Below are 18,257 nucleotides of genomic sequence, written 5' to 3'. Positions count from 1 at the left end.
TAGGAGTCGGCATGGCGGATGACGGCAAGACCGTGGTGCTGGACGTGAGAGGTCTGCACTGGGCGAGTGAGCAGGGCGTCGTATCCGCGAGCCTCGGCCGGCGGCCCGGCGTGCTGCGGGTAGAGGTCAACCCGGTCGCTCAGACGGCGTCCGTGCGGTTCGATCCGGCGCTCACGTCGGTGGCCGAGCTGCGCCGTTGGGTGCGCGAGTGCGGGTACCACTGTGCGGGCCGGTCGGTGCCGACTCATGTCTGCGACCCGATGCAGGAACCGGATCCGCCCAGCGGCCGTCACGGGACGTCTGCGCCGTCGGCCCTCGAGATGCCCGGCCACGCGCACGACCGGCATGTCGTACCCGCGCCGGCGATGCCGGCACACCCTCGTCACGGGCCGGCGGCTCCAGCTCAGGAGGCGCCACCTCGGGCGATGTCACCGCATGACGCGATGGGGCACGGCGGCCACGCGGGTATGTCGATGGCGGCCATGGTGGCCGACATGCGCAACCGCTTCCTGGTGGCGCTGCTGTTCTCGATCCCGATCGTGGTGTGGTCGCCCATCGGCCGAGAGGTGCTGAACCTCCACGTCCCCGTTCCGTTCGGCCTGCGCGAGGACGTTTGGGCACTGCTGCTCAGCCTGCCGGTGATCTTCTACTCGTCCTCGATCTTCTTCGACGGGGCCGTCCGGGCGCTGCGCGCGCGGACGCTGGACATGATGGTGCTCGTCGCGGTCGCCATCGGCGCCGGCTGGGGGTACTCGCTGGTCGTCACCCTGACCGGCGGCGGCGAGGCGTTCTACGAGGCCGCCACCGTGCTCGCCTCGTTCGTGCTGCTCGGTCACTGGTTCGAGATGCGTGCGCGGGGCGGGGCCAACGACGCCATTCGCACGCTGCTCGACCTCGCACCCCCCAGGGCTCTGGTGCTGCGGGACGGCCGGCAGGTCGAAGTGCCCACCGCCGAGGTCGTGGTCGGCGACCTGCTGCTCGTCCGGCCGGGCACGAAGATCGCCGTGGACGGGGTCGTCGAGGACGGCGACAGCGAGGTGGACGAGTCGATGGTCACCGGCGAGAGCATGCCGGTGCACAAACAGCCGGGCTCGCCCGTCATCGGAGCCACCATCAACAAGAACGGCACGCTCCGCGTGCGAACCACCAAGGTCGGCTCCGACACGGCACTCGCGCAGATCGTCGAGCTCGTCCAGCAGGCCCAGAACTCCAAGGCGCCCGGCCAGAGACTGGCCGACCGGGCGGCGTTCTGGCTGGTCCTGGTGGCCCTGGCCGGTGGGGCGGCCACTTTGCTGACCTGGTTGGTGGTGGGGGCGGCCTTCAGCCTGGCCATCCTGTTCGCGATCACTGTCGTGGTCATCACCTGCCCGGACGCCCTGGGCCTGGCGACCCCCACAGCGATCATGGTGGGAACCGGGCTCGGCGCCAAGCGCGGCGTGCTGTTCAAGAACGCGAGCGCCATCGAGACCGGCGCCCGCATCGAGGTGGTCGTCATGGACAAGACCGGCACTCTGACCAAGGGTGAGCCGGAGGTCACCGACCTGGCCGCCGCCGGGATCGGCGAACCGGAGCTCCTCGCCTTGGTGGCCGCGGTCGAGCGCGAGTCGGAACACCCGCTCGCCGAGGCCGTCGTCCGCTACGCGGAGAGGCGGGACGCCCCGGTGTTCCAGGCGCGAGACTTCCACAACGTCCCCGGTCACGGGGCGATCGCGACCGTGGACGGCCGACGGGTCGTTGCGGGCAACCGGCGGCTCATGGAACGGGAAGGGATCTCACTGGGCGGGCTCATGTCCCGGCGTGACGAACTGGCCTCCGGCGGGCGCACCGTCGTGGTCGCCGCGGTGGACGGCCGCGCGGCCGGGCTGATCGGTATCGCCGACGCGCCGCGCGACACCTCCGCCGCCGCGGTGGCAGCCCTGCACGACCTTGGCATCGAGGTGGTGATGCTGACCGGTGACAATGAACAGACCGCGCGGCGCATCGCCGGAGGGCTGGGCATCGACACCGTCATCGCGGATGTACTACCGGGCGACAAAGCAGGCAAGATCGTCGAACTACAGCGGGACGGCCGGAAGGTGGCCATGGTGGGCGACGGCGTCAACGACGCCCCGGCTCTCGCCCAGGCCGACCTCGGTATCGCCATCGGCGCCGGCACCGACGTCGCCATCGAGACCGCCGATGTCGTCCTCATGCGCTCCGACCCGCTGGACGTCCCTACGGCGCTGCGGATCGGCCGAGGGACGCTGCGCAAGATGCGGCAGAACCTCGGCTGGGCCGTCGGGTACAACGCCATCGCCTTGCCCATCGCGGCCGGGGTCTTCGAGCCCGCCTTCGGCCTGACTCTCCGGCCCGAGATCGCGGCGCTGTCGATGTCGGGCTCCAGTGTGATCGTCGCGGTCAACGCCCTCATGCTGAAGCGCCTCCGCCTCCCCGGCCGTACGGAGTAGGTTCGCGGCTTCCTGCCTCGTCGGGAAGCGCCCTGGGGGCGCATCGGGAGATGCGCCCCCAGGACACCTGTGGGCTACTTGGATCGAAGCATCTGCTTCATCGTGCCGATCTCCGCCGTCTGGCTCGTGACGATGGCGCCGGCCAGTTCCCTGGCCGGTGCGTAGGTCCCGGAAGCCTGCTCCTTCTCCGCCATGACGACCGCTCCCTCGTGATGCTCGATCATCATCGTGAGGAATGCCTTGTCGAAGGCGCCGCCCGACAGCCCTTCGAGCTCCTTCATGTCGTCGGCCGACATCATTCCGTCCATGCCGTGTCCCATCGAGGACATGTCGTCGCCCGGACTCTCGGCGTTCCAGGCGGTCAGCCAACCGCTCATGGTCGTGATCTCGGGTCCCTGGGCAGCCTCGATCTGCTCGGCCAACCGCTTGACGTCAGGGCTGGAGGCCCGCGAGCCGGCGAGCTTGGCCATGTCGATCGCCTGCCGATGATGAGGGATCATCATCTGGGCGAACATCACGTCCTGCTCGTTGTGGTCCGCCGACGAGGTGCCGGTGGCACCGCTGGTGGAAGTGGCGGCGGGCGACGCCATCGAGGACATGCCATGGCCGCTTCCTGGCTCCTGTCCACCGCAGGCGGTGGCGAGCAGCCCGGCCGTGGCCAGAGCGGCCGAAGCGATGACGAGACGTTTCATGTGCACAACTCCGTGGTTCGGTTAGGTGACTGATCCGAAGGCGGCCGCAGAGCGCCGCAGAGGATGTCACCGCCGAAGCACGCAGAGTTGGGTGAGAGTAGGTCCGCGTGCCAGGGGCGCGGAGGTGGCTCTGGGCACGAGCCGGCCGAGGACGCGAGGTTCGAGGCCCCGGCTCGTGCCGAGCGCTCTGGCCACGAGGAACGTCAAGGCCACCATCAGAAGCAGGCCGAGGCACACCTCCCCGCCACCGTGCCCGTCATGGGCGGGCATCTGCCGGTCGTGGGCGTCGGAGGCGCCCGGGGCGTAGGAGGGCATCCCGTCTTGGACGACTCGCATGGTCCAGACGACGGGCATCTCGGCCGGCCCCGGCGTGGGCTGAAGGCCATGCATGGCGAACAACCCCGCCACTAGTGCACATAGTAGGATTTGCCAGGCAACAACCTGGCCTATCACCTCGGATGATCCCTTCCTGCCCACAGAGCCAGCGTAGCGGATGTCCCGCGAGCTACTATCCGCCTTCGGATGAACCGGCGGCCGTCCTGGACCGCCCCTGACAGCCCCCGCGTGCCATTGCCGATCATGCCGGCGGCCGCAGCTCGGGTCCTGCTCACCCTCGACGGCGGCACGCGATATATCCCGTAGCGGGCCAACGCGACGGCCGTTGGGGTCGGCGAACCACGACCTGTGCCGGACGGGCCGGCGGCCGGACAGGTATGGGCGGGCGGTTCAGGTGTTCGGGCGGCGGCAGTGGTAGACCAGCGCGGGCGGCAGATTGCCCCAGATGGTGCGGCTGATGATGACCTCGTCGAACCGCCCGCGCAGCGAACCGAGCAGGCGCCGGGCCGGCGGCGCCCACCGGGTGTGCACGTAGGCGAACGTGGTGAACACCCCGTCCGGTGGCAGGGCCGCGGCCACCGCGGACAGCACGTCGCGCTCCTGGCCCTCGGCGAACGCCGCCCATGGCAGGCCGCTGACCACGACATCGGCCTGCTCGAGGCCACGCTCCGCCAGCACGGTGCCGAGGTCCGCGGCGTCCGCGGTCACGACGTCCACCTTCGGATGGAGGCCGGCCAGCCGCTCGGCGAACCGCGGGTTGATCTCCAGGGCGATGTGCCGGCCGTCACCCGCGAGGCGCCGCTGGATGGCCGCGGTGAACGAGCCGGTGCCAGGACCGAGCTCGACGACGACCGGGGACCCCGTCCGGGGCACCGGAGCCGTGACCTCCGCGGCCAGCGCCGGACCGCTCGGCGCCACCGCGCCGACCGTCAGGGGACTTCTCACGAACTCGACGAAGAACGACACGGCTCGCTTCCCTCTCGCCCGGCGAACGCCGGATCCGTTCCACCTGCCGAAAGCGATCCTCGCCAAGCCGGGACGCCGAATCACCGCCCGGATGTGAAACGTACGCCGTCCAGATGTGGAACACCGGATCTGGCATCGACTTGTCTTGAACGCGTTCAAGCCACTGGGTTAGGCTCGTCCCAGCCGGCTGAGGGGATCACCGATGAAGGTAGTGATACCCGGAGGAACCGGGCAGGTAGGCGCCATCCTCGACCGTGCGCTGACCGCCGCGGGCCATGACGTCGTGATCCTGACCAGACGGCCGGCACGCCGCCATGAGGTCCACTGGGACGGCGCGAGCCTCGGGCCCTGGGCCAAGGAGGTCGACGGCGCCGACATCGTCATCAACCTGGCCGGACGCAGCGTGAACTGCCGCTACACCCCGGCCAACCTGCGGGCCATGATGGATTCGCGGGTGCGTTCGGCCCGGGTCGTGGGAGAGGCCATCGCGACGGCCGAGCGGCCTCCCCGGGTCTGGTTGCAGATGAGCACCGCCACGATCTACGCCCACCGCTTCGACGCGGCCAACGACGAGGCGACCGGCGTGCTCGGCGGCGCGGAACCCGGCGTGCCGGGTTACTGGGCCTACAGCGTGGAGATCGCGAAAGCGTGGGAGCGGGAGCAGGACCGGGCCGAGACCCCGCACACGCGCAAGGTCGCCATGCGCACGGCCATGGTGATGAGCCCTGACCGCGGCGGGGTCTTCGACGTCCTGCTGCGGCTGGCACGGCTCGGCCTCGGCGGCCCGGTGGCGGGCGGCGCGCAGTACGTGTCGTGGATCCACGACCACGACTTCGTCCGCGCCGTGGAGTTCCTCGCCGCCCGGGACGACCTCGCCGGCCCGGTGAACCTCGCCGCTCCCGCGCCTGTGCCCCAGCGCGCGTTCATGCGAGTGCTGCGCGCCGCGTGCGGCGTTCCCGTGGGCCTGCCGGCCACGAAATGGATGGCCGAGATCGGCGCGTTCGCGCTGCGCTCGGACACCGAACTCCTGCTGAAGAGCCGCCGCGTCGTCCCCGCCCGCCTCCTGGAGGCGGGCTTCACCTTCGGCCACCCCCACTGGCCCGGCGCCGCCGCCGACCTCCTGCAGCGCGCACGCACCGGGCCCACCGGCAACTGATCCCTGAGCCCTTCCTCGCCGCCACCGGCTCGCGCACCCGGCGAGTGTCCCTGACGTCGTCCCACGCGGCCGTCTCGGTGGTGGCCGTTGTCGAGCCGCTGATCGGCACGGGCAAGCCCGTCTGCCGCCGAGTGATCGCGCCTTTTTGGTCTGTCCGTAAATGCGTCATCGCGCGCCGGAGCCTTGGCGCCGTGCTTGGCGGATCTTCCTGGAAATCGGCCCTACCAAATCGCATTGATATCTGTAAATATCGGTTCGGATAGTGCTGGTAGGGGTGCCTGGCGTCAGGTAACGACAGGTCGGCTGGTGCGGTGTGGCAGGGCGTCATGCGCTGTGTCATGTCAAGGGAAAGGCCTGAACGTGCGCGAATCCTCAGTCCGCCTCGATCGGGTCGGTGGTTCCCGATGAGTCCGGCGTTGCCCCGCCGGGCGCTGGCCGAGTACGTGGGCACGCTGCTGCTGGTGACGGTGGTGGTCGGATCGGGGATCACGGGGCAGGAGCTTTCGCCCAATGACGTGGGACTCCAGTTGCTGGAGAACTCGATGGCGACGGTCTTCGGGCTCGGGGTGCTGATCCTCATTCTCGGCCCGATCTCGGGAGCGCACTTCAATCCGGTGGTCACGCTGGCCGACTGGTGGGTGCACCGCAGGCTTTCGCTCTCCGACGTGGGGGTGTACGCCGCCGCGCAGATCGCCGGCGCCATCAGCGGGGCCGTGCTGGCCAACGCGATGTTCGGCAAGGCGGCCGTCACCTGGTCCACGCACGACCGTTCGGCCGGAAACCTCCTGCTCGGCGAGGTGGTCGCCACGGCAGGCCTGGTGCTCGTCATCTTCCTGCTGGTCCGCGCGGACAACGCCCGCCTGGCGCCGGTCGCGGTCGCCTCCTATATCGGCGCGGCGTACTGGTTCACCTCGTCGACCAGCTTCGCGAACCCGGCCGTGACCATCGGCCGTGCCTTCTCCGACACCTTCGCCGGGATCGCCCCGTCCTCGGTGCCGGGGTTCGTCGTCGTCCAGCTGATCGGCGGCGCGATCGGTCTCGCTCTGGTGGCCGGGCTGTACGGCCGGGATCCGGGCGTGGTGACGACCGGACATGGGGACGGCGACCCTCTGCTCGCCGATCGCACCCTGTGATCCGGCGGGCCGAAATGGTGCATGGCGTAATTACGAAAAGTATCGCAATGGTCACGTAACACGGGCTGTATGCACGAATAGGCAATGTCGTCAAGGCTCTTGACCGTCGCCGTCGGCCCATTTAATGTGCACTCGTCGGCTGCATCGATAACTATCAATGTTTTCACTTGGTCGAGATGGGGGGCGTTCTGTGGGAGGAAAGGAGCGCACCGCATCCTCCGCCACATCGCGATCGACCCTGGCACTGGACGCCCCGGCCGGCTGGCAGGGCTCGTACGTCCGCGCCACGCTGATCGGCCTGGCCATCGGCGTGCTGCTCTGTGTCCTCAACGTGCTGGTCCTGTTCCGCACCGGCACGTCCTTCGGAGGGTCGGCGCTGGTGGCCGCGCTGGGCGCGGCGCTGCTCCGGGTGGCGGGAGCGCTCAACTGGCAGGGCCTCTTCGTCGTCTTCTCCATCGCCTCCAGTGGATACATGGCGACGGCCGCGCTGGACACCGGCATCGGAGCGGTCGTACTGCGGGCCGGTGAGTTGCCGGCCTGGGGTTTCCTGATGGTGCTGGCGATGGCCGCGAACGCCGTGGGCATCCTGCTCGGCGGGCTCGTCGCGCGGACGCTGGTGGTCGCCGAGAAACTGCCCTATCCGACCCTCAAGCCGGCCATCACCCTGATGGCGTCGCTCAGCACTCCCAAGGACGGGGAGAACGACCGGCTCGGCCGCCTGCTCCCCATCGCCGCCGGCGTGGGCGCCGCGTCGGCCCTGGGGATCGCCCTGTGGGGTCACGACGTCACGCCGGAGATCACGGGCACCCATCTCGCCCTGGCCCTCTCGCCGTTGCTGTACGGGGTCGGCTTCCTCATCGGCCCGCGCGCGTGCGCCTGGCTGGCGGCCGGCGCGGCGTACACCGTCGTCATGTGGGCGGTCCAGGACGGCACGGCGGGACGGACCGTCGCCTACAACGACCATCTGTCCTATCCCTGGGTGCTCGCCGCCGGTGTCGGCCTCATCCTCGGTTACTCCCTCGCCTCGATCGCCCGGGTTCGCGGCCCGCTGGTGCGTTCCATCCAGGGAGGCCGCCCGCTCCCGGGGCGTACTCGATGGCTCGCCGTCGCCGTCCTCGTGGGCACGGCGCTCGTGGCGCTGATGTACCCGTCCCTGCTGCGCTACCTCGGTTACGGCCTGCTCGGCGTCGTGCTGCTCGCCGTGATGACCGTGTTCCTCACCCGGGCCGGTGGCGAGATCGGGCTGGTGCCGTTGTCCCCGGCGCTGTACTTCAGCGTCGTGGTCTTCGCCATGTCCGGCGCGGACCAGACGGCGGCGTTGCTCATGGCCTCGACCATCTGCTGCGCGGCCCTCGCCGCGGTCTACTTCACCTACTCGGTGAAGGTGGCGCACGAACGTCCCGAGGGCCTGTCCGAGCCGCCCAGGCGGCTGACGGGCTGGACGCAACTGGCGGGCGGCCTGGCCGGCGCCGTGGTCGGAGTCCTGGTGATCGCGGTGCTCAGCCGCGCGGGTGTGCTCGGAGGAGGTTCCTTCCCCGCCCCCGTGGCCACGGCGGTCCAGTTCGTGGACGCCACCGTACGGGGATCGGCCGACTACCCCGCCACCGTGGCCCTCGCGCTGGCCGTCTCCGGTCCGCTGGGCCTGGGCCTGGCCTTCACCTCGGCCATGCCCACGATGATCGGCCTCGGGGTGCTGCTTCCCCCCGCCTACTCGCTGACCCTCGCCGCCGGAGGCCTGACCCAGTGGCTGCTCACCCGCCGCAATCCCGGCCGGCGCAGCGCCACCGAGATCGTCGCCTCCGGACTGATCATCGGCGAGGGCCTGATCACCGTGGCGGTGCTCATCGTGCGGGAGGTCCTGCGGTGACCCGCCACCTGGGGCGCGTGCCCCACCAACGACTCTCCCCGCCGCGTCGCGCCGGGGAGCGGGCCGGAGAGCGCGGCAGAGATCACAGCGGAGGAGGTGATACCTATGATCGCCATTTCCATGATCGAGAACGCCGAAGTGTCCGAGAAGCAGACCGACTGCTGCACCGCCATGCGCGGCCGGAAGAACCTCGACGTCGTGACCAGCATCATGGCCAACGACCCCGACGGCTGCGAGTGACCGTGGCCGACGGACCGTATTGCAGAGGTATCCCCTGCCGCGCCCTCCAATCCCCGGTCCACCCCCTGACCCGACCCCCGGCGACACCACGGACACCGTTCCTGGGAGACACACCATGCTTGTGAGCCCGAACACCGTCACCTTCTCGGTCGAGCTTCCCGAGGGCACCCTGGACCCGGCCTATCTCGACGAGAGCGGCAAGGTGAGCGTCCTCGCCAACGCGGTGTCCGGATCGATGGACATCGTCACCACCGCCGAAGTCGCCGTGCTGGAACGGGTGCGCGCCGGGGACGCCACCGTCGGCGGTGAGCTCGTGGCCGGCCTGATCGAGCGCGGGTACGTCTGCACCGACCCGGTCGAGGAGGAGGCACGCTACCGCTCGATCGTCGACGGCTACTTCCAGGCGATCCAGGAAGCGCCGTTCCAGTTCATGTTCATCCCGTCGTTCGTGTGCAACCTGGCGTGCCCGTACTGCTTCGAGGGCGAGCTGACCACCAAGAGCCCGCGCATGGACGAGGAGATGATCGAGGCCGCGTTCGACACCATCCCGGAGATCCAGGAACGGCACCAGAACTCCGGCCCGCCGTACATCACCCTGTTCGGCGGGGAACCGCTGCTGGACACCGCCTACCAGCGCGGCGCCGTCGAGCAGATCCTGCGCGGCTCCTACGACCGCGGCTACCCGGTCACCGCGATCACCAACGGCGTGGCGCTGGACGCGTACGTGCCGATGCTGCTCAAGTACGGCTGCGAGGAGGTCCAGGTCAGCCTGGACGGCACGCCGAGGACCCACGACACCCGGCGGGTGTTCCGCAACGGCAAGCCGACGTTCGAGCTCATCGAGCGCAGCATCGACGTGGCCGCGGAGGCCGGCATCCGCGTGCTGATCCGGGTGCTCATCGACGAGGACAGCGTGGACGACATGCCGCGCTTCGCGGAGTTCGCGCAGGCCAAGGGGTGGATCGACCACCCGAAGATCCGCCTGTTCAACGGCTTCACCAAGGCCACCACGTTCCTGTACGTCACCCCCGACCACCCCGAGGAGAAGCGCAAGCGCATGGTGCGGGGAGACGTCAAGGCCGGGCTCCAGGACGCCTTCTGGGCCATGGTCCAGCAGAACCCCCTGGTGGACCGCATGCTGCAGCCCGACCTGGCCCGCATCAGGTCGGCCGTCCTGGAGGGCGACCGCCTCCGGCCCAACCTCCAGGGGTGCAGCGCGGGTACGAGCGTCGTCGCCTTCGACCCCAACGGGAAGATCTACGGCTGCCCGGAGACGGTGGGCCGTCCCCAGCACGCCTGCGGGACGTTCTACCCCGAGTTCAGCTACGCGGCCGGCTACCGCGACCCCTGGCGGCACCGCCACGTGGACACCGTGCCCATGTGCCGCGACTGCAACGTGAAGTTGTTCTGCGGGGGCGGCGGCTGCCCGATCAAGGCGTGGGCGGCCAACGGCGGCGACTTCAACACCTGCTACTGCCCCAAGGTGTCCAGCATCACGACGCGTGTCGAGACCCAGTTGGCCTACCTGCTGCCCATGGCGCTGCGCCGGCGGCAGGAGCACGCGAACCGACCGGAAGGAGAAGAGGGAACGTGGGAGCAGATGACACGCGTGGGTTCGTTTCCCTGGATGAGCTGATCCGGCCGCGGCCGATCGCCGAGGTGGTCGCCGAGCCGGACGCCTGCGGATGCGCGCCGGAGGGCGCGGACCAGGCGTCGGGCTGCTGCGCGGCCCCGGCCGACCAGGGCCCCGTCCCCGTCGAGACGCACGTCAAGAAGCGCTACGACGCGCTGGCGGTGCAGGGCACCAGCACACTGTGCTGCTCTCCCACGTCGGTGTACACCTCGGAGGAGCTCGCCGAGATCCCCGACTGGGTCCTGGAGCTGTCCAGCGGTTGCGGCTCTCCCATGAACGCGATCGGCCTGCGCCCCGGTCAGACGGTCGTGGACTTCGGTTGCGGCGCCGGCCTGGATCTGCTGATCGCCGCGCGCCGGGTGGGCGAGACGGGCCGGGTCATCGGCGTGGACGCGTCGATGCAGATGGTCAGGACGGCTCGCCGCGCGGCCAAGGAGATGGGCCTCACCAACATCGACGTACGGGTCGGCGACATCCGGCGCCCGCCGCTGCGCGAGGCCAGCGTGGACGTGGTGATGAGCAACTGCGTCCTCGGCATGTTCCCCGACAAGAAGGAAGTGCTCCACGCGGTCGCGGCCGTCCTGCGCCCGGGCGGGGTGGCGGTGATCTCCGACGTCGTGTACTCCGACGACGGCCCGCCCCCGGCGGACGTGGCGGCCGGCGAGTCCGCCGGCGCGGAGGACTTCGCCCGGTGCGTGGTGGGCATGACCGAGAGCCAGTACCGGGACCTGGTGCTCGGCGCGGGCTTCGGCAGCGTGGACATGCGCAGCGACGGGCTCGTCCCGTACCGGGACGGCGCGCAGGTCACCAGCGCCATGATCTTCGCCTACCGGGACGACAGCCCCGCGCAACCGTGCTGCTGACCGGCGGGTCACCCGCGCTCTTCCGGGACGCCGGCCTGCGGGCGGACGACTACGCCGAGGTCCGCCTCGAACGCGCCAGGACCGTCGATCTGGTGTGGCGCGGCGACGGCCTGGAAAGCAGCGTGACCAGCCGTGATGACGGGTGCTGTGCCCGGGTGATCGGCCGGTCCGGCTCGGCGTTCGCGTCGAGCACCGCCATGGACGCCGGCCCGGTGCTGCGCCGGGCCGCGCGTGACGCCGTCGAGCTGGGGTGTGCGGCGGGGCGTCTCGCCGCACACCGGCCCTACCGGGACGACCCTCCCGGCGAGGCCGGTGAGCTCGCGGAGACGGTCGGCCTGGCGGAGAAGGTGGAACTGCTCGGCGCCTACCACGCGGCGGCGCTGGCAGCGCACCCCGGCGTGACCGGGGCCCTGGTCTACTACCGCGAATCGGTCGCGGACGTGGAGCTGTTCACCAGCGAGGGGACCGGCGTCTCCTACCGGCGCCGGGACCTGACACTGCAGATCACCGTCTACGCCGACGGCGGCGCGGCGCGGACCGCGGGCTCGGTGTCGGCCGGTAGCGGCGGCGACTTCTCCGTGGTACGCGGCCTGGCCCCGGACGTGGAGGCCGCCGTCGCGACCGCCGTGGAGCTGCGCGCCGCCCCCGTCGTGGCGCCCGGGGAGTACGACGTGGTCTGCGACGGCCCGCTGGCCGGCATCTGGGCCCACGAGACGATCGGGCATCTCGCCGAGGCGGACCATCACCTCGGGGACGCGCCTCTGCAACGGTCCCTGGCTCCCGGGCGGCGGCTCGGCCCGCCAATGCTGACGATCACCGATCACCCCGGACGTCCCGGCGCGCGGGGGTTCGTGCCGGTGGACGACGAGGGCACGGCGGGGCATCCGGTGGAGCTGCTGCGCGAGGGCGTCGTCACCCGGCCGCGGCTGCACGACCGCTCGACCGCGGCGGCCTTCCGCGAGGAGCCCACCGGCAACGCCAGAGCCCTGAATTTCCGCCACCCGCCGCTGCCCCGGCTGCGGACGATCGCCATCGCCCCCGGCGCCGCGTCCGAGGAGGAGATGATCGGCGGTGTGGCGCGCGGGCTGCTGGCGCGTGGCGTGCTCGGCGGGCAGACCGACCGCGCCGGCTTCACCTTCCTGCCGGCGGAGTGCCGGGAGATCCGCGACGGCGAGGTCCGCGGACGGGTCAGAGGCGTGGTGCTGTCCGGTGACGTGCTCGGCGCCTTCGCGGCCATCGACGCGATCGGCCGGGAGCAGTGGCGCGGCGACACCTCGGCGAGCTGCGGCAAGCAGGGCCAGAATCGGCTGCCGGTCAGCTCCTGGGCCCCGGCGCTGCGATTGCGAGGCATCCGTGTCACCTCTGGCTGACCGGCTGGACCAGGTCGGTGCGCAGGCCGCGGCGCACGCCGAGCACTGGGAGGTCCTGGCCGTCGAGCGCGACGACACGGTGGTGGAGGTCGGCTCGGGCGTGCCCGACCTGGTCAGGTCCGCGCGCGAGACGGCGCTGTGCCTGCGGGTGCACCGCGACGGCCGGGTGGGCACGGCCACCACGACCTGCCTCGACGACGTGCACGGGCTGGTCGGCGATGCCGTACGGAACGCGGCGCACGGGCCCCCGGCGGTACGCGACCCCGTCATTGGGAGGAGCGCCGCCCCTGAGGCCGCCGGGACGTCCGCCGCGGATCAGGGCACCCGATCGGTCCGGCTCCTGGCCGAGCGGTTGGGCGCCTTGCAACGCGCGACCGGGCTGACGGTGCACGGCACGGTGACCCGCACCGAACAGGCGGTGCACCGCGCGGTCCCCGACGGGCGGACCACGACCTCCGACCGGTTCTTTCACATCGCCGCGCTGGCGGAAGGAACGGCCGTCCAGTTGCCCTGGACGGGCTGGACCCGCACTCCGGTGCTGCCCGCCGCGCTCTCCACATGGCTTGCGGCCGCGGCCGGCTGGGACGGGCTGCCCGCCGCCGACGCGCCCTCCGGCGACCATGACGTGCTGCTCGCCCCGTCCGCGGTGCACACCCTGCTCACTCCGCTGGTCACAGCGCTGAACGGGACCGCCGTCACCGCGGGCCGCTCGTTCGTCGCCGGGCACCTGGGCGAGCCGTTCCTGCACCCCTCGATCGGCCTGCGCGACCATCCCTGGGCGCCGGCCGCACCGGACGAGGAGGGCACCGGCGGGCTGGTCTGGCCGGGCAGCGACGACGACGGCGTGCCGTGCGCGCCCCTCACGCTGGTCGAGCGCGGTGTCCCGGTCCGGGCGTACCACAGTGTCCGGACGGCGGCCGCATGCGGGACGGCGCCCACCGGGCACGGGTTCCGGGGCAACGCACTGCGCCGTACGGTGCTCAAGCCCGCCACGCCGGTGCTCAACGGCGCGACGCTGTCCGCCGAACCGGCCGACGTCGGTTCCTTCGACGACCTGCTGGCGGGCGTCCGCGAGGGGGTGCTCGTCGAGTCGCTGATGGGCGGGCACCAGCGCGCCGGCCTCTCACCGGTCGTGGAGGGCAGGCTGCGGCTCGGGTTCCTGATCAGGGACGGACGGGTGGCCGGGATCCTGCGCCAGCGTCCGATCGCCCTGGACCTGCGTGAGGTGCTCGGCCGCCGCTTCCGCGCGGTCAGCGACCGCCGGTGGGCCGTGAGCAGGATCTGGTCGGGCCGCCTGCCGTTCGTACTGGCCGGCGGGACATGACGCGAGGAGTGGCCGATGTATGACGTGATCGTGGTCGGCGGCGGCGTCGCCGGAGCCGCGAGCGCCGCCCTGCTCGCGCGCGAGGGTCTGCGTGTCCTGGTGTGCGACCGCACCCCGCTGCCCGCCCCGGCCGTCTCCACCCACTTCTTCGGCCCGACGACGCTGGCCTTCCTGGACCGGCTCGGTGTGCTGGACGAGGTGCTCGCCACCGGCGCGCCACCGCTGCGACGCTGGCACCTGGAGGTGGAGGGCGGGTACTACGGGGCGCCCATGCTGCCCCGCTCGCCGTACCACTACAACCTGTGCGTACGCCGGGAGACCCTCAGCGGGGTCCTGCTGCGCGCCGCGAGCCGGTACGGGGCCGAGATCAGGGAACGCAGCGCGGTCCGGTCCCTGACCTGGGACGGTGACCAGGTCGTCGGCATCGAGGGCGCGGGGTGGTCGGAGAAGGCCAAGATCGTCGTGGGCGCGGACGGGCGGGGATCCGCGACCGCCCGTCAGGCCGGCGCGGCCATGACCTTCGACGCCGGGGCCATGCGCTGCACGTTCCACGCCTATTGGGAGGACGTCGTCCCGCTGCCCTCGCCCGCGCTGGAGCTGTGGCATGACAGCGGCCATCTGCTCCAGGTCGGCCCGTGCGACGGCGGGCGGTGGGTGATCATGTTGTCGGCGCCCGTGGCGGAGTACGCCGCCCTCCGGGGAGACGAGGGGTACGAGCGCCTGCTCCGGTCGATCCCCGCCATGGCGGACCGGTTGCGCACGGCACGGCGGGTCTCGCCCGTGTACGCGGGAAAGAGCCTGCGGAACTTCCACCGCGAGCCGGCGGGGCCGGGCTGGCGGCTGGCGGGCGACGCCTACTGCCACAAGGACCCGCTGTTCGGCGCGGGCATCACCGACGCCTGCGCGGCGGCGGAGTCCCTCGCCGCCACGGTGCCCCTCGCGGTGGACGGCGACACGCCCCAGGCCCGGGAGAGCTACGCGACCACCCTGGACGAACGCGTCGGGCGCAAGGTCCGCGCGGGTCTCGCCGGACTGCGCATCGCCCCGCCCGAGCCCGGCCAGCTCGCCTGGATCCGCGGCGTGCTGGCCCATCCCGGGCTGGCACTGGAGATGACCCGCCGCTGCTCGGAGCTGTTCGCCGGGCTCCCCGAGGACCGGCGTGACTTCTGGCAGCGGGTCGCCGACGGCGCCTCGGAGGTGCTCGGCCTGCCCCCGGCGGCCTCCGTGAACCCGTCGTGACCACCGTTCCCGGCTATCTGGCCGGTCATGTCGAGGATCTCGTGGCGCTCCAGGCCCGGGTCGCCCATGCCCGCTGGCTGGCCGCGACGGGACAGGGCGAGGATCACCCGGCGTTGCCCGAGGGGCCGAACCGGCTGACCGACGGCCGGCTCGTCCTGCTCGCACTGGAGCATGGGGACCTGCACTACGCCGGGGAACTGGTCCTGTGGTACTTCCGCGTCCGGTTGACGGAGGCGACCGCGCGGCTACGGCTGCTCCAGCGCACCGTCACCGCCGAGGTCGGCGGCAGGGCGCTCACCCACGGCGAGCTGGTCGCCTTCTCGCGGACCGTCACCGACGACCGGCGGCGTGCCGAGGTCAGGGTGGCGCTGGCGGACGTCGGCGAGCGGCTGCGCGAGGGCCGGCGGCGATGGCTCGACGCGTACGCCGAGGCGCGGGCCGAGCTGGGGTTCCCGACGCACGCCGCCCTCGTGCGGGCACTGCACCCGGAGGTGGACCGGTTCGTCATCCACGCCCGGGACTGGCTGGACGCCACGCGGGCCGCGTTCCTCCGGCGCTGGGACGGCTGGCGGGCACGCGACGGGCACTCCGCCCCGGCCATGGGAGACGCCCGCCTGGTCGCCGCGCGTGCCGTCCTGCCCGAGGGCGCCGGCGGCGCGCTCGCCAGTGTCCGCTCCACCGTACGAGAGTGGGGCTTCGGCGGATGCCTGGAACGCATCCTCGTGGACGACGTCGCACGGCCCGGCAAGTCCGGCGCGGCGTTCTGCTCGCCGGTCGCGCCGCCTGCCGACGTGCGGGTGTCCACCACACCGGGCACGACACTGGGGCATTACGCCACGCTTCTGCACGAGTTCGGGCACGCGCTGCACTTCACCGCGGGCACCCGGCACCCCGCCGACCTGTGGCGCACGCATCCGGCGCTGACCGAGGCGTTCGGCTTCACCCTGGAACGGGTCGTCCGGCGGCCGGACTGGCAGCGGCGCCATCTCGGTGTCACGGTGGACGCCGAGGCCGTGGAGCGACTGGCCTTCGCGCGTGAGCACGTCCGGCGCCTGGTGGCGACCAGCCTCTGCTTCGAGATGGCCGTCCACGACGGTCACCCGGACCCGGCCGCCAAGTACGTGCGCTCGTACGAGCGGGAGTTCGGTGTCACGGTGGACCGAGGGGCCGCGTGGGATCGGATGCAGACGTACCTGGAGGGCAAGCCCTGCTATCCGCTGGTCTACCACCAGGCGTTCGCGCTGCGCGAGACGCTGTGGGAGCACCTGGCCGGCCGGGCGGGGGAGCGGTGGTACGCGGGTTCGGACGCCGGGCCGGCCATGCGGGAGCTCTTCGCGAGGTTCGCCGCGGGCGACGGCGCGGAGGAATGGCTGTCACCCGGCGGCGTCCCGCTCGGACAGGTCCACGGCGAGGGCGAGTTCGGCCCGGGCCGCGCCGGCCAGCCTGACGAACCGGTCGTCGGCGGGCATGCGGTCGACCACGCCGAGCGTGCCCCGTGAGACCGCCCAGGCGGGGAACATCTGGACGGCGATCGTCCGCGCCGGTTCCCGGTCTCCGCCGGCGGCCAGCAGCGGGGGGATGTCCTGCGCGTAGCGCCGCACGAACGGCGTGAGCAGGTGATGGTGCGCGGGGTGGGCGAAGCCGTCGGCCAGCGCGCGGACCTGGGCGACGCTCTCACTCGCCAGGATGGTCGTCCACGCCCACTGCTTGGCCTCCGCGGTGGGCGCCGACGCCTTCAGCCGCTCGGCGAGCCGGTCTCCCACCACGGTGAAGGCGCCGCTGACGTCCGCCAGGGGCTCGCCATGCGCGACCAGGGACCGGGCGAGCCGGTGACGTAACCCGTCGTCCACGTCGATAGGGGCCGCTCCGTGGAACCATTTCCGCACCGTGTCGAGCTGGCCGGCCGTCAGCGCCGCGTCCGCGACCGCCCGCGCCGCCGCCAGCCGCTGATCCGCGTCGCCATCGTCGGTGCCGACGACGCGCAGCAGGTGGTCCACGTACGAGGGCCAGCCGTGGGCACGGGCCCAGCCCTGCTCGGTGTAGGCCGTCAGCACGGTGGAGACCCGGACGAGGAGCCGCTGGAACACGCCGATCTGCGTCTCGGCCGTCAGCCCGCCGAGGACCATCGCCAGGAACCGCCGTGGCGGCAGCTCCCCGTGCCGGACCATGTCCCACGCCGCCGTCCAGCAGAGTGAGCGGGCCATGGGATCGGCCAGCCGGCCGATGTGGTGGACGACCTCCTCGGTGGAGCGCGGGTCCAGCACGATCCGGCAGTACGTCAGGTCGCCGTCGTTGGGCAGCACCAGCGGGCCGGACCGGCTGCCGATGAGCGCGTCCACGCTCGTGCGGGGGCCGTCGGCGTCGAGTTCGTGCCTGTGCACCCGGACCAGTTCGCCCTGGCGGTCCTCGGCGTAGACGCCCACCGCGAGCCGGTGCGGCCGGGGCGATCCGGTCTGGAGCAGGTCGAAACGCGTGAAGTACCCGGCCTCGTCGACGTCGAAGTCGGCGCGTACCTCGCTGAGCCCGGCCGTCAGCAGCCAGGCGTCCGTCCAGGCGGTCAGGTCCCGGCCGCCTGCCGCCGCCAGGGCGCCGAGCATCTCGGCCCGGCCGGCGGTGCCGTAGGAGTGGTCCGCGAAGTAGCGCCGCATGCCCGCAAGGAACGCCTCCAGCCGCACGCGGGCCACGAGCTGGCGCAGCACGCTCGCGCCCTTGTGGTAGGTCAGCGCGTCGAAGGCCGACCCGGCGGCGTCCACGTCGGGGACGCCGGTCACGACCGGGTGCGTGGCGGCCGACTGGTCCAGGAGATACGCGTGCGCCTTCTTACCCGCGGCGAAGTCGGCCCAGGCGCCGGTGTCCCCCGTGAGCCGGGTCAGCGCGTGGACGCCCGCCCAGGTGGCGAACGCCTCGCTCAGCCACAGGTCGTCCCACCAGCGCAGCGTGACGAGGTCGCCGAACCACTGATGGGAGATCTCGTGGAAGAGCATCTCGTCC

The 18,257-nt window shown here is 71.8% G+C and carries 14 protein-coding genes; 10 read left to right on the top strand and 4 right to left on the bottom strand.

The window, feature by feature from the left end; genetic code table 11:
• Positions 1-11: 11 nt before the first annotated feature.
• Entirely contained in the window at positions 12-2,447 is a 2,436-nt protein-coding gene (locus IEY93_RS08165; protein WP_189162352.1) for a heavy metal translocating P-type ATPase, read from the top strand.
• A gap of 74 nt (positions 2,448-2,521) precedes the next feature.
• On the opposite strand, the gene IEY93_RS08160 is transcribed toward IEY93_RS08165, so the two are convergent.
• The 3 genes from IEY93_RS08160 to IEY93_RS08150 all read right to left on the bottom strand — a co-directional run bounded on the left by IEY93_RS08160 (position 2,522) and on the right by IEY93_RS08150 (position 4,420).
• Positions 2,522-3,037, bottom strand: a complete 516-nt coding sequence (locus IEY93_RS08160; protein ID WP_203968425.1) for a DUF305 domain-containing protein — start codon at positions 3,035-3,037, stop codon at positions 2,522-2,524.
• 168 nt (positions 3,038-3,205) lie between these two features.
• A complete protein-coding gene (locus tag IEY93_RS08155) occupies positions 3,206-3,547 on the bottom strand; it encodes a DUF6153 family protein (RefSeq protein WP_268241544.1) in 342 nt (113 codons plus the stop codon).
• 318 nt (positions 3,548-3,865) lie between these two features.
• Positions 3,866-4,420: a class I SAM-dependent methyltransferase gene (locus IEY93_RS08150; protein WP_229690967.1), complete on the bottom strand. Its 555-nt coding sequence runs from the start codon at positions 4,418-4,420 to the stop codon at positions 3,866-3,868.
• A 223-nt stretch (positions 4,421-4,643) separates the two neighbouring features.
• On the opposite strand from IEY93_RS08150, the gene IEY93_RS08145 reads away from it, so the two are divergent.
• The 9 genes from IEY93_RS08145 (at position 4,644) to IEY93_RS08110 (ending at position 15,266) form a co-directional block, all read left to right on the top strand.
• Positions 4,644-5,597, top strand: coding sequence for a TIGR01777 family oxidoreductase (locus IEY93_RS08145; protein WP_189162349.1), 954 nt, complete (start codon positions 4,644-4,646; stop codon positions 5,595-5,597).
• Between the two features lie 404 nt (positions 5,598-6,001).
• Positions 6,002-6,730 (top strand): MIP/aquaporin family protein, encoded by a 729-nt coding sequence (locus IEY93_RS08140; protein ID WP_203968423.1) that lies wholly within the window; start codon positions 6,002-6,004, stop codon positions 6,728-6,730.
• Between the two features lie 190 nt (positions 6,731-6,920).
• Positions 6,921-8,597 (top strand): OPT/YSL family transporter, encoded by a 1,677-nt coding sequence (locus IEY93_RS08135; RefSeq protein WP_189162347.1) that lies wholly within the window; start codon positions 6,921-6,923, stop codon positions 8,595-8,597.
• 105 nt (positions 8,598-8,702) lie between these two features.
• Positions 8,703-8,837, top strand: coding sequence for a hypothetical protein (locus tag IEY93_RS39315; protein WP_259402773.1), 135 nt, complete (start codon positions 8,703-8,705; stop codon positions 8,835-8,837).
• Positions 8,838-8,952: 115 nt separating this feature from the next.
• On the top strand, positions 8,953-10,473 hold the full coding sequence (locus tag IEY93_RS08130; RefSeq protein ID WP_189162346.1) for a radical SAM/SPASM domain-containing protein: 1,521 nt from the start codon (positions 8,953-8,955) through the stop codon (positions 10,471-10,473).
• Positions 10,428-11,333: a methyltransferase domain-containing protein gene (locus IEY93_RS08125; protein WP_189162345.1), complete on the top strand. Its 906-nt coding sequence runs from the start codon at positions 10,428-10,430 to the stop codon at positions 11,331-11,333. Before IEY93_RS08130 ends, IEY93_RS08125 begins: the two co-directional genes overlap by 46 nt.
• Positions 11,324-12,703 carry a TldD/PmbA family protein gene (locus IEY93_RS08120; protein ID WP_189162344.1) on the top strand — a complete coding sequence of 460 codons (1,380 nt, stop codon included), beginning with the start codon at positions 11,324-11,326 and terminating at the stop codon, positions 12,701-12,703. Before IEY93_RS08125 ends, IEY93_RS08120 begins: the two co-directional genes overlap by 10 nt.
• Positions 12,687-14,027, top strand: coding sequence for a metallopeptidase TldD-related protein (locus IEY93_RS08115; protein WP_189162343.1), 1,341 nt, complete (start codon positions 12,687-12,689; stop codon positions 14,025-14,027). The genes IEY93_RS08120 and IEY93_RS08115 overlap by 17 nt, the downstream gene beginning before the upstream one ends.
• Before the next feature lie 15 nt (positions 14,028-14,042).
• Positions 14,043-15,266 carry an NAD(P)/FAD-dependent oxidoreductase gene (locus IEY93_RS08110; protein WP_189162342.1) on the top strand — a complete coding sequence of 408 codons (1,224 nt, stop codon included), beginning with the start codon at positions 14,043-14,045 and terminating at the stop codon, positions 15,264-15,266.
• A gap of 1,373 nt (positions 15,267-16,639) precedes the next feature.
• Here IEY93_RS08110 and IEY93_RS08105 read toward each other — a convergent pair.
• Positions 16,640-18,257 (bottom strand): M1 family aminopeptidase (locus IEY93_RS08105; protein ID WP_189162341.1); only part of this gene is annotated, 1,618 nt, incomplete at its 5' end.

The organism is Sphaerisporangium melleum (genome assembly GCF_014646695.1).
GTDB classification, from domain to species: Bacteria; Actinomycetota; Actinomycetes; order Streptosporangiales; family Streptosporangiaceae; genus Sphaerisporangium; species Sphaerisporangium melleum.
Note: the sequence above shows the minus strand (reverse complement) of the source record. Positions and strands in the feature narration are given on the sequence as shown.

Bases quoted from the DNA above. Each gene is read 5' to 3' on its own strand.
- IEY93_RS08165 (WP_189162352.1), top strand. From the start codon at position 12: ATGGCGGATGACGGCAAGACCGTGGTGCTGGACGTGAGAGGTCTGCAC.
- IEY93_RS08160 (WP_203968425.1), bottom strand. From the start codon at position 3,037: ATGGCGTCGCCCGCCGCCACTTCCACCAGCGGTGCCACCGGCACCTCG.
- IEY93_RS08145 (WP_189162349.1), top strand. From the start codon at position 4,644: ATGAAGGTAGTGATACCCGGAGGAACCGGGCAGGTAGGCGCCATCCTC.
- IEY93_RS08140 (WP_203968423.1), top strand. From the start codon at position 6,002: ATGAGTCCGGCGTTGCCCCGCCGGGCGCTGGCCGAGTACGTGGGCACG.
- IEY93_RS39315 (WP_259402773.1), top strand. From the start codon at position 8,703: ATGATCGCCATTTCCATGATCGAGAACGCCGAAGTGTCCGAGAAGCAG.
- IEY93_RS08130 (WP_189162346.1), top strand. From the start codon at position 8,953: ATGCTTGTGAGCCCGAACACCGTCACCTTCTCGGTCGAGCTTCCCGAG.
- IEY93_RS08110 (WP_189162342.1), top strand. From the start codon at position 14,043: ATGTATGACGTGATCGTGGTCGGCGGCGGCGTCGCCGGAGCCGCGAGC.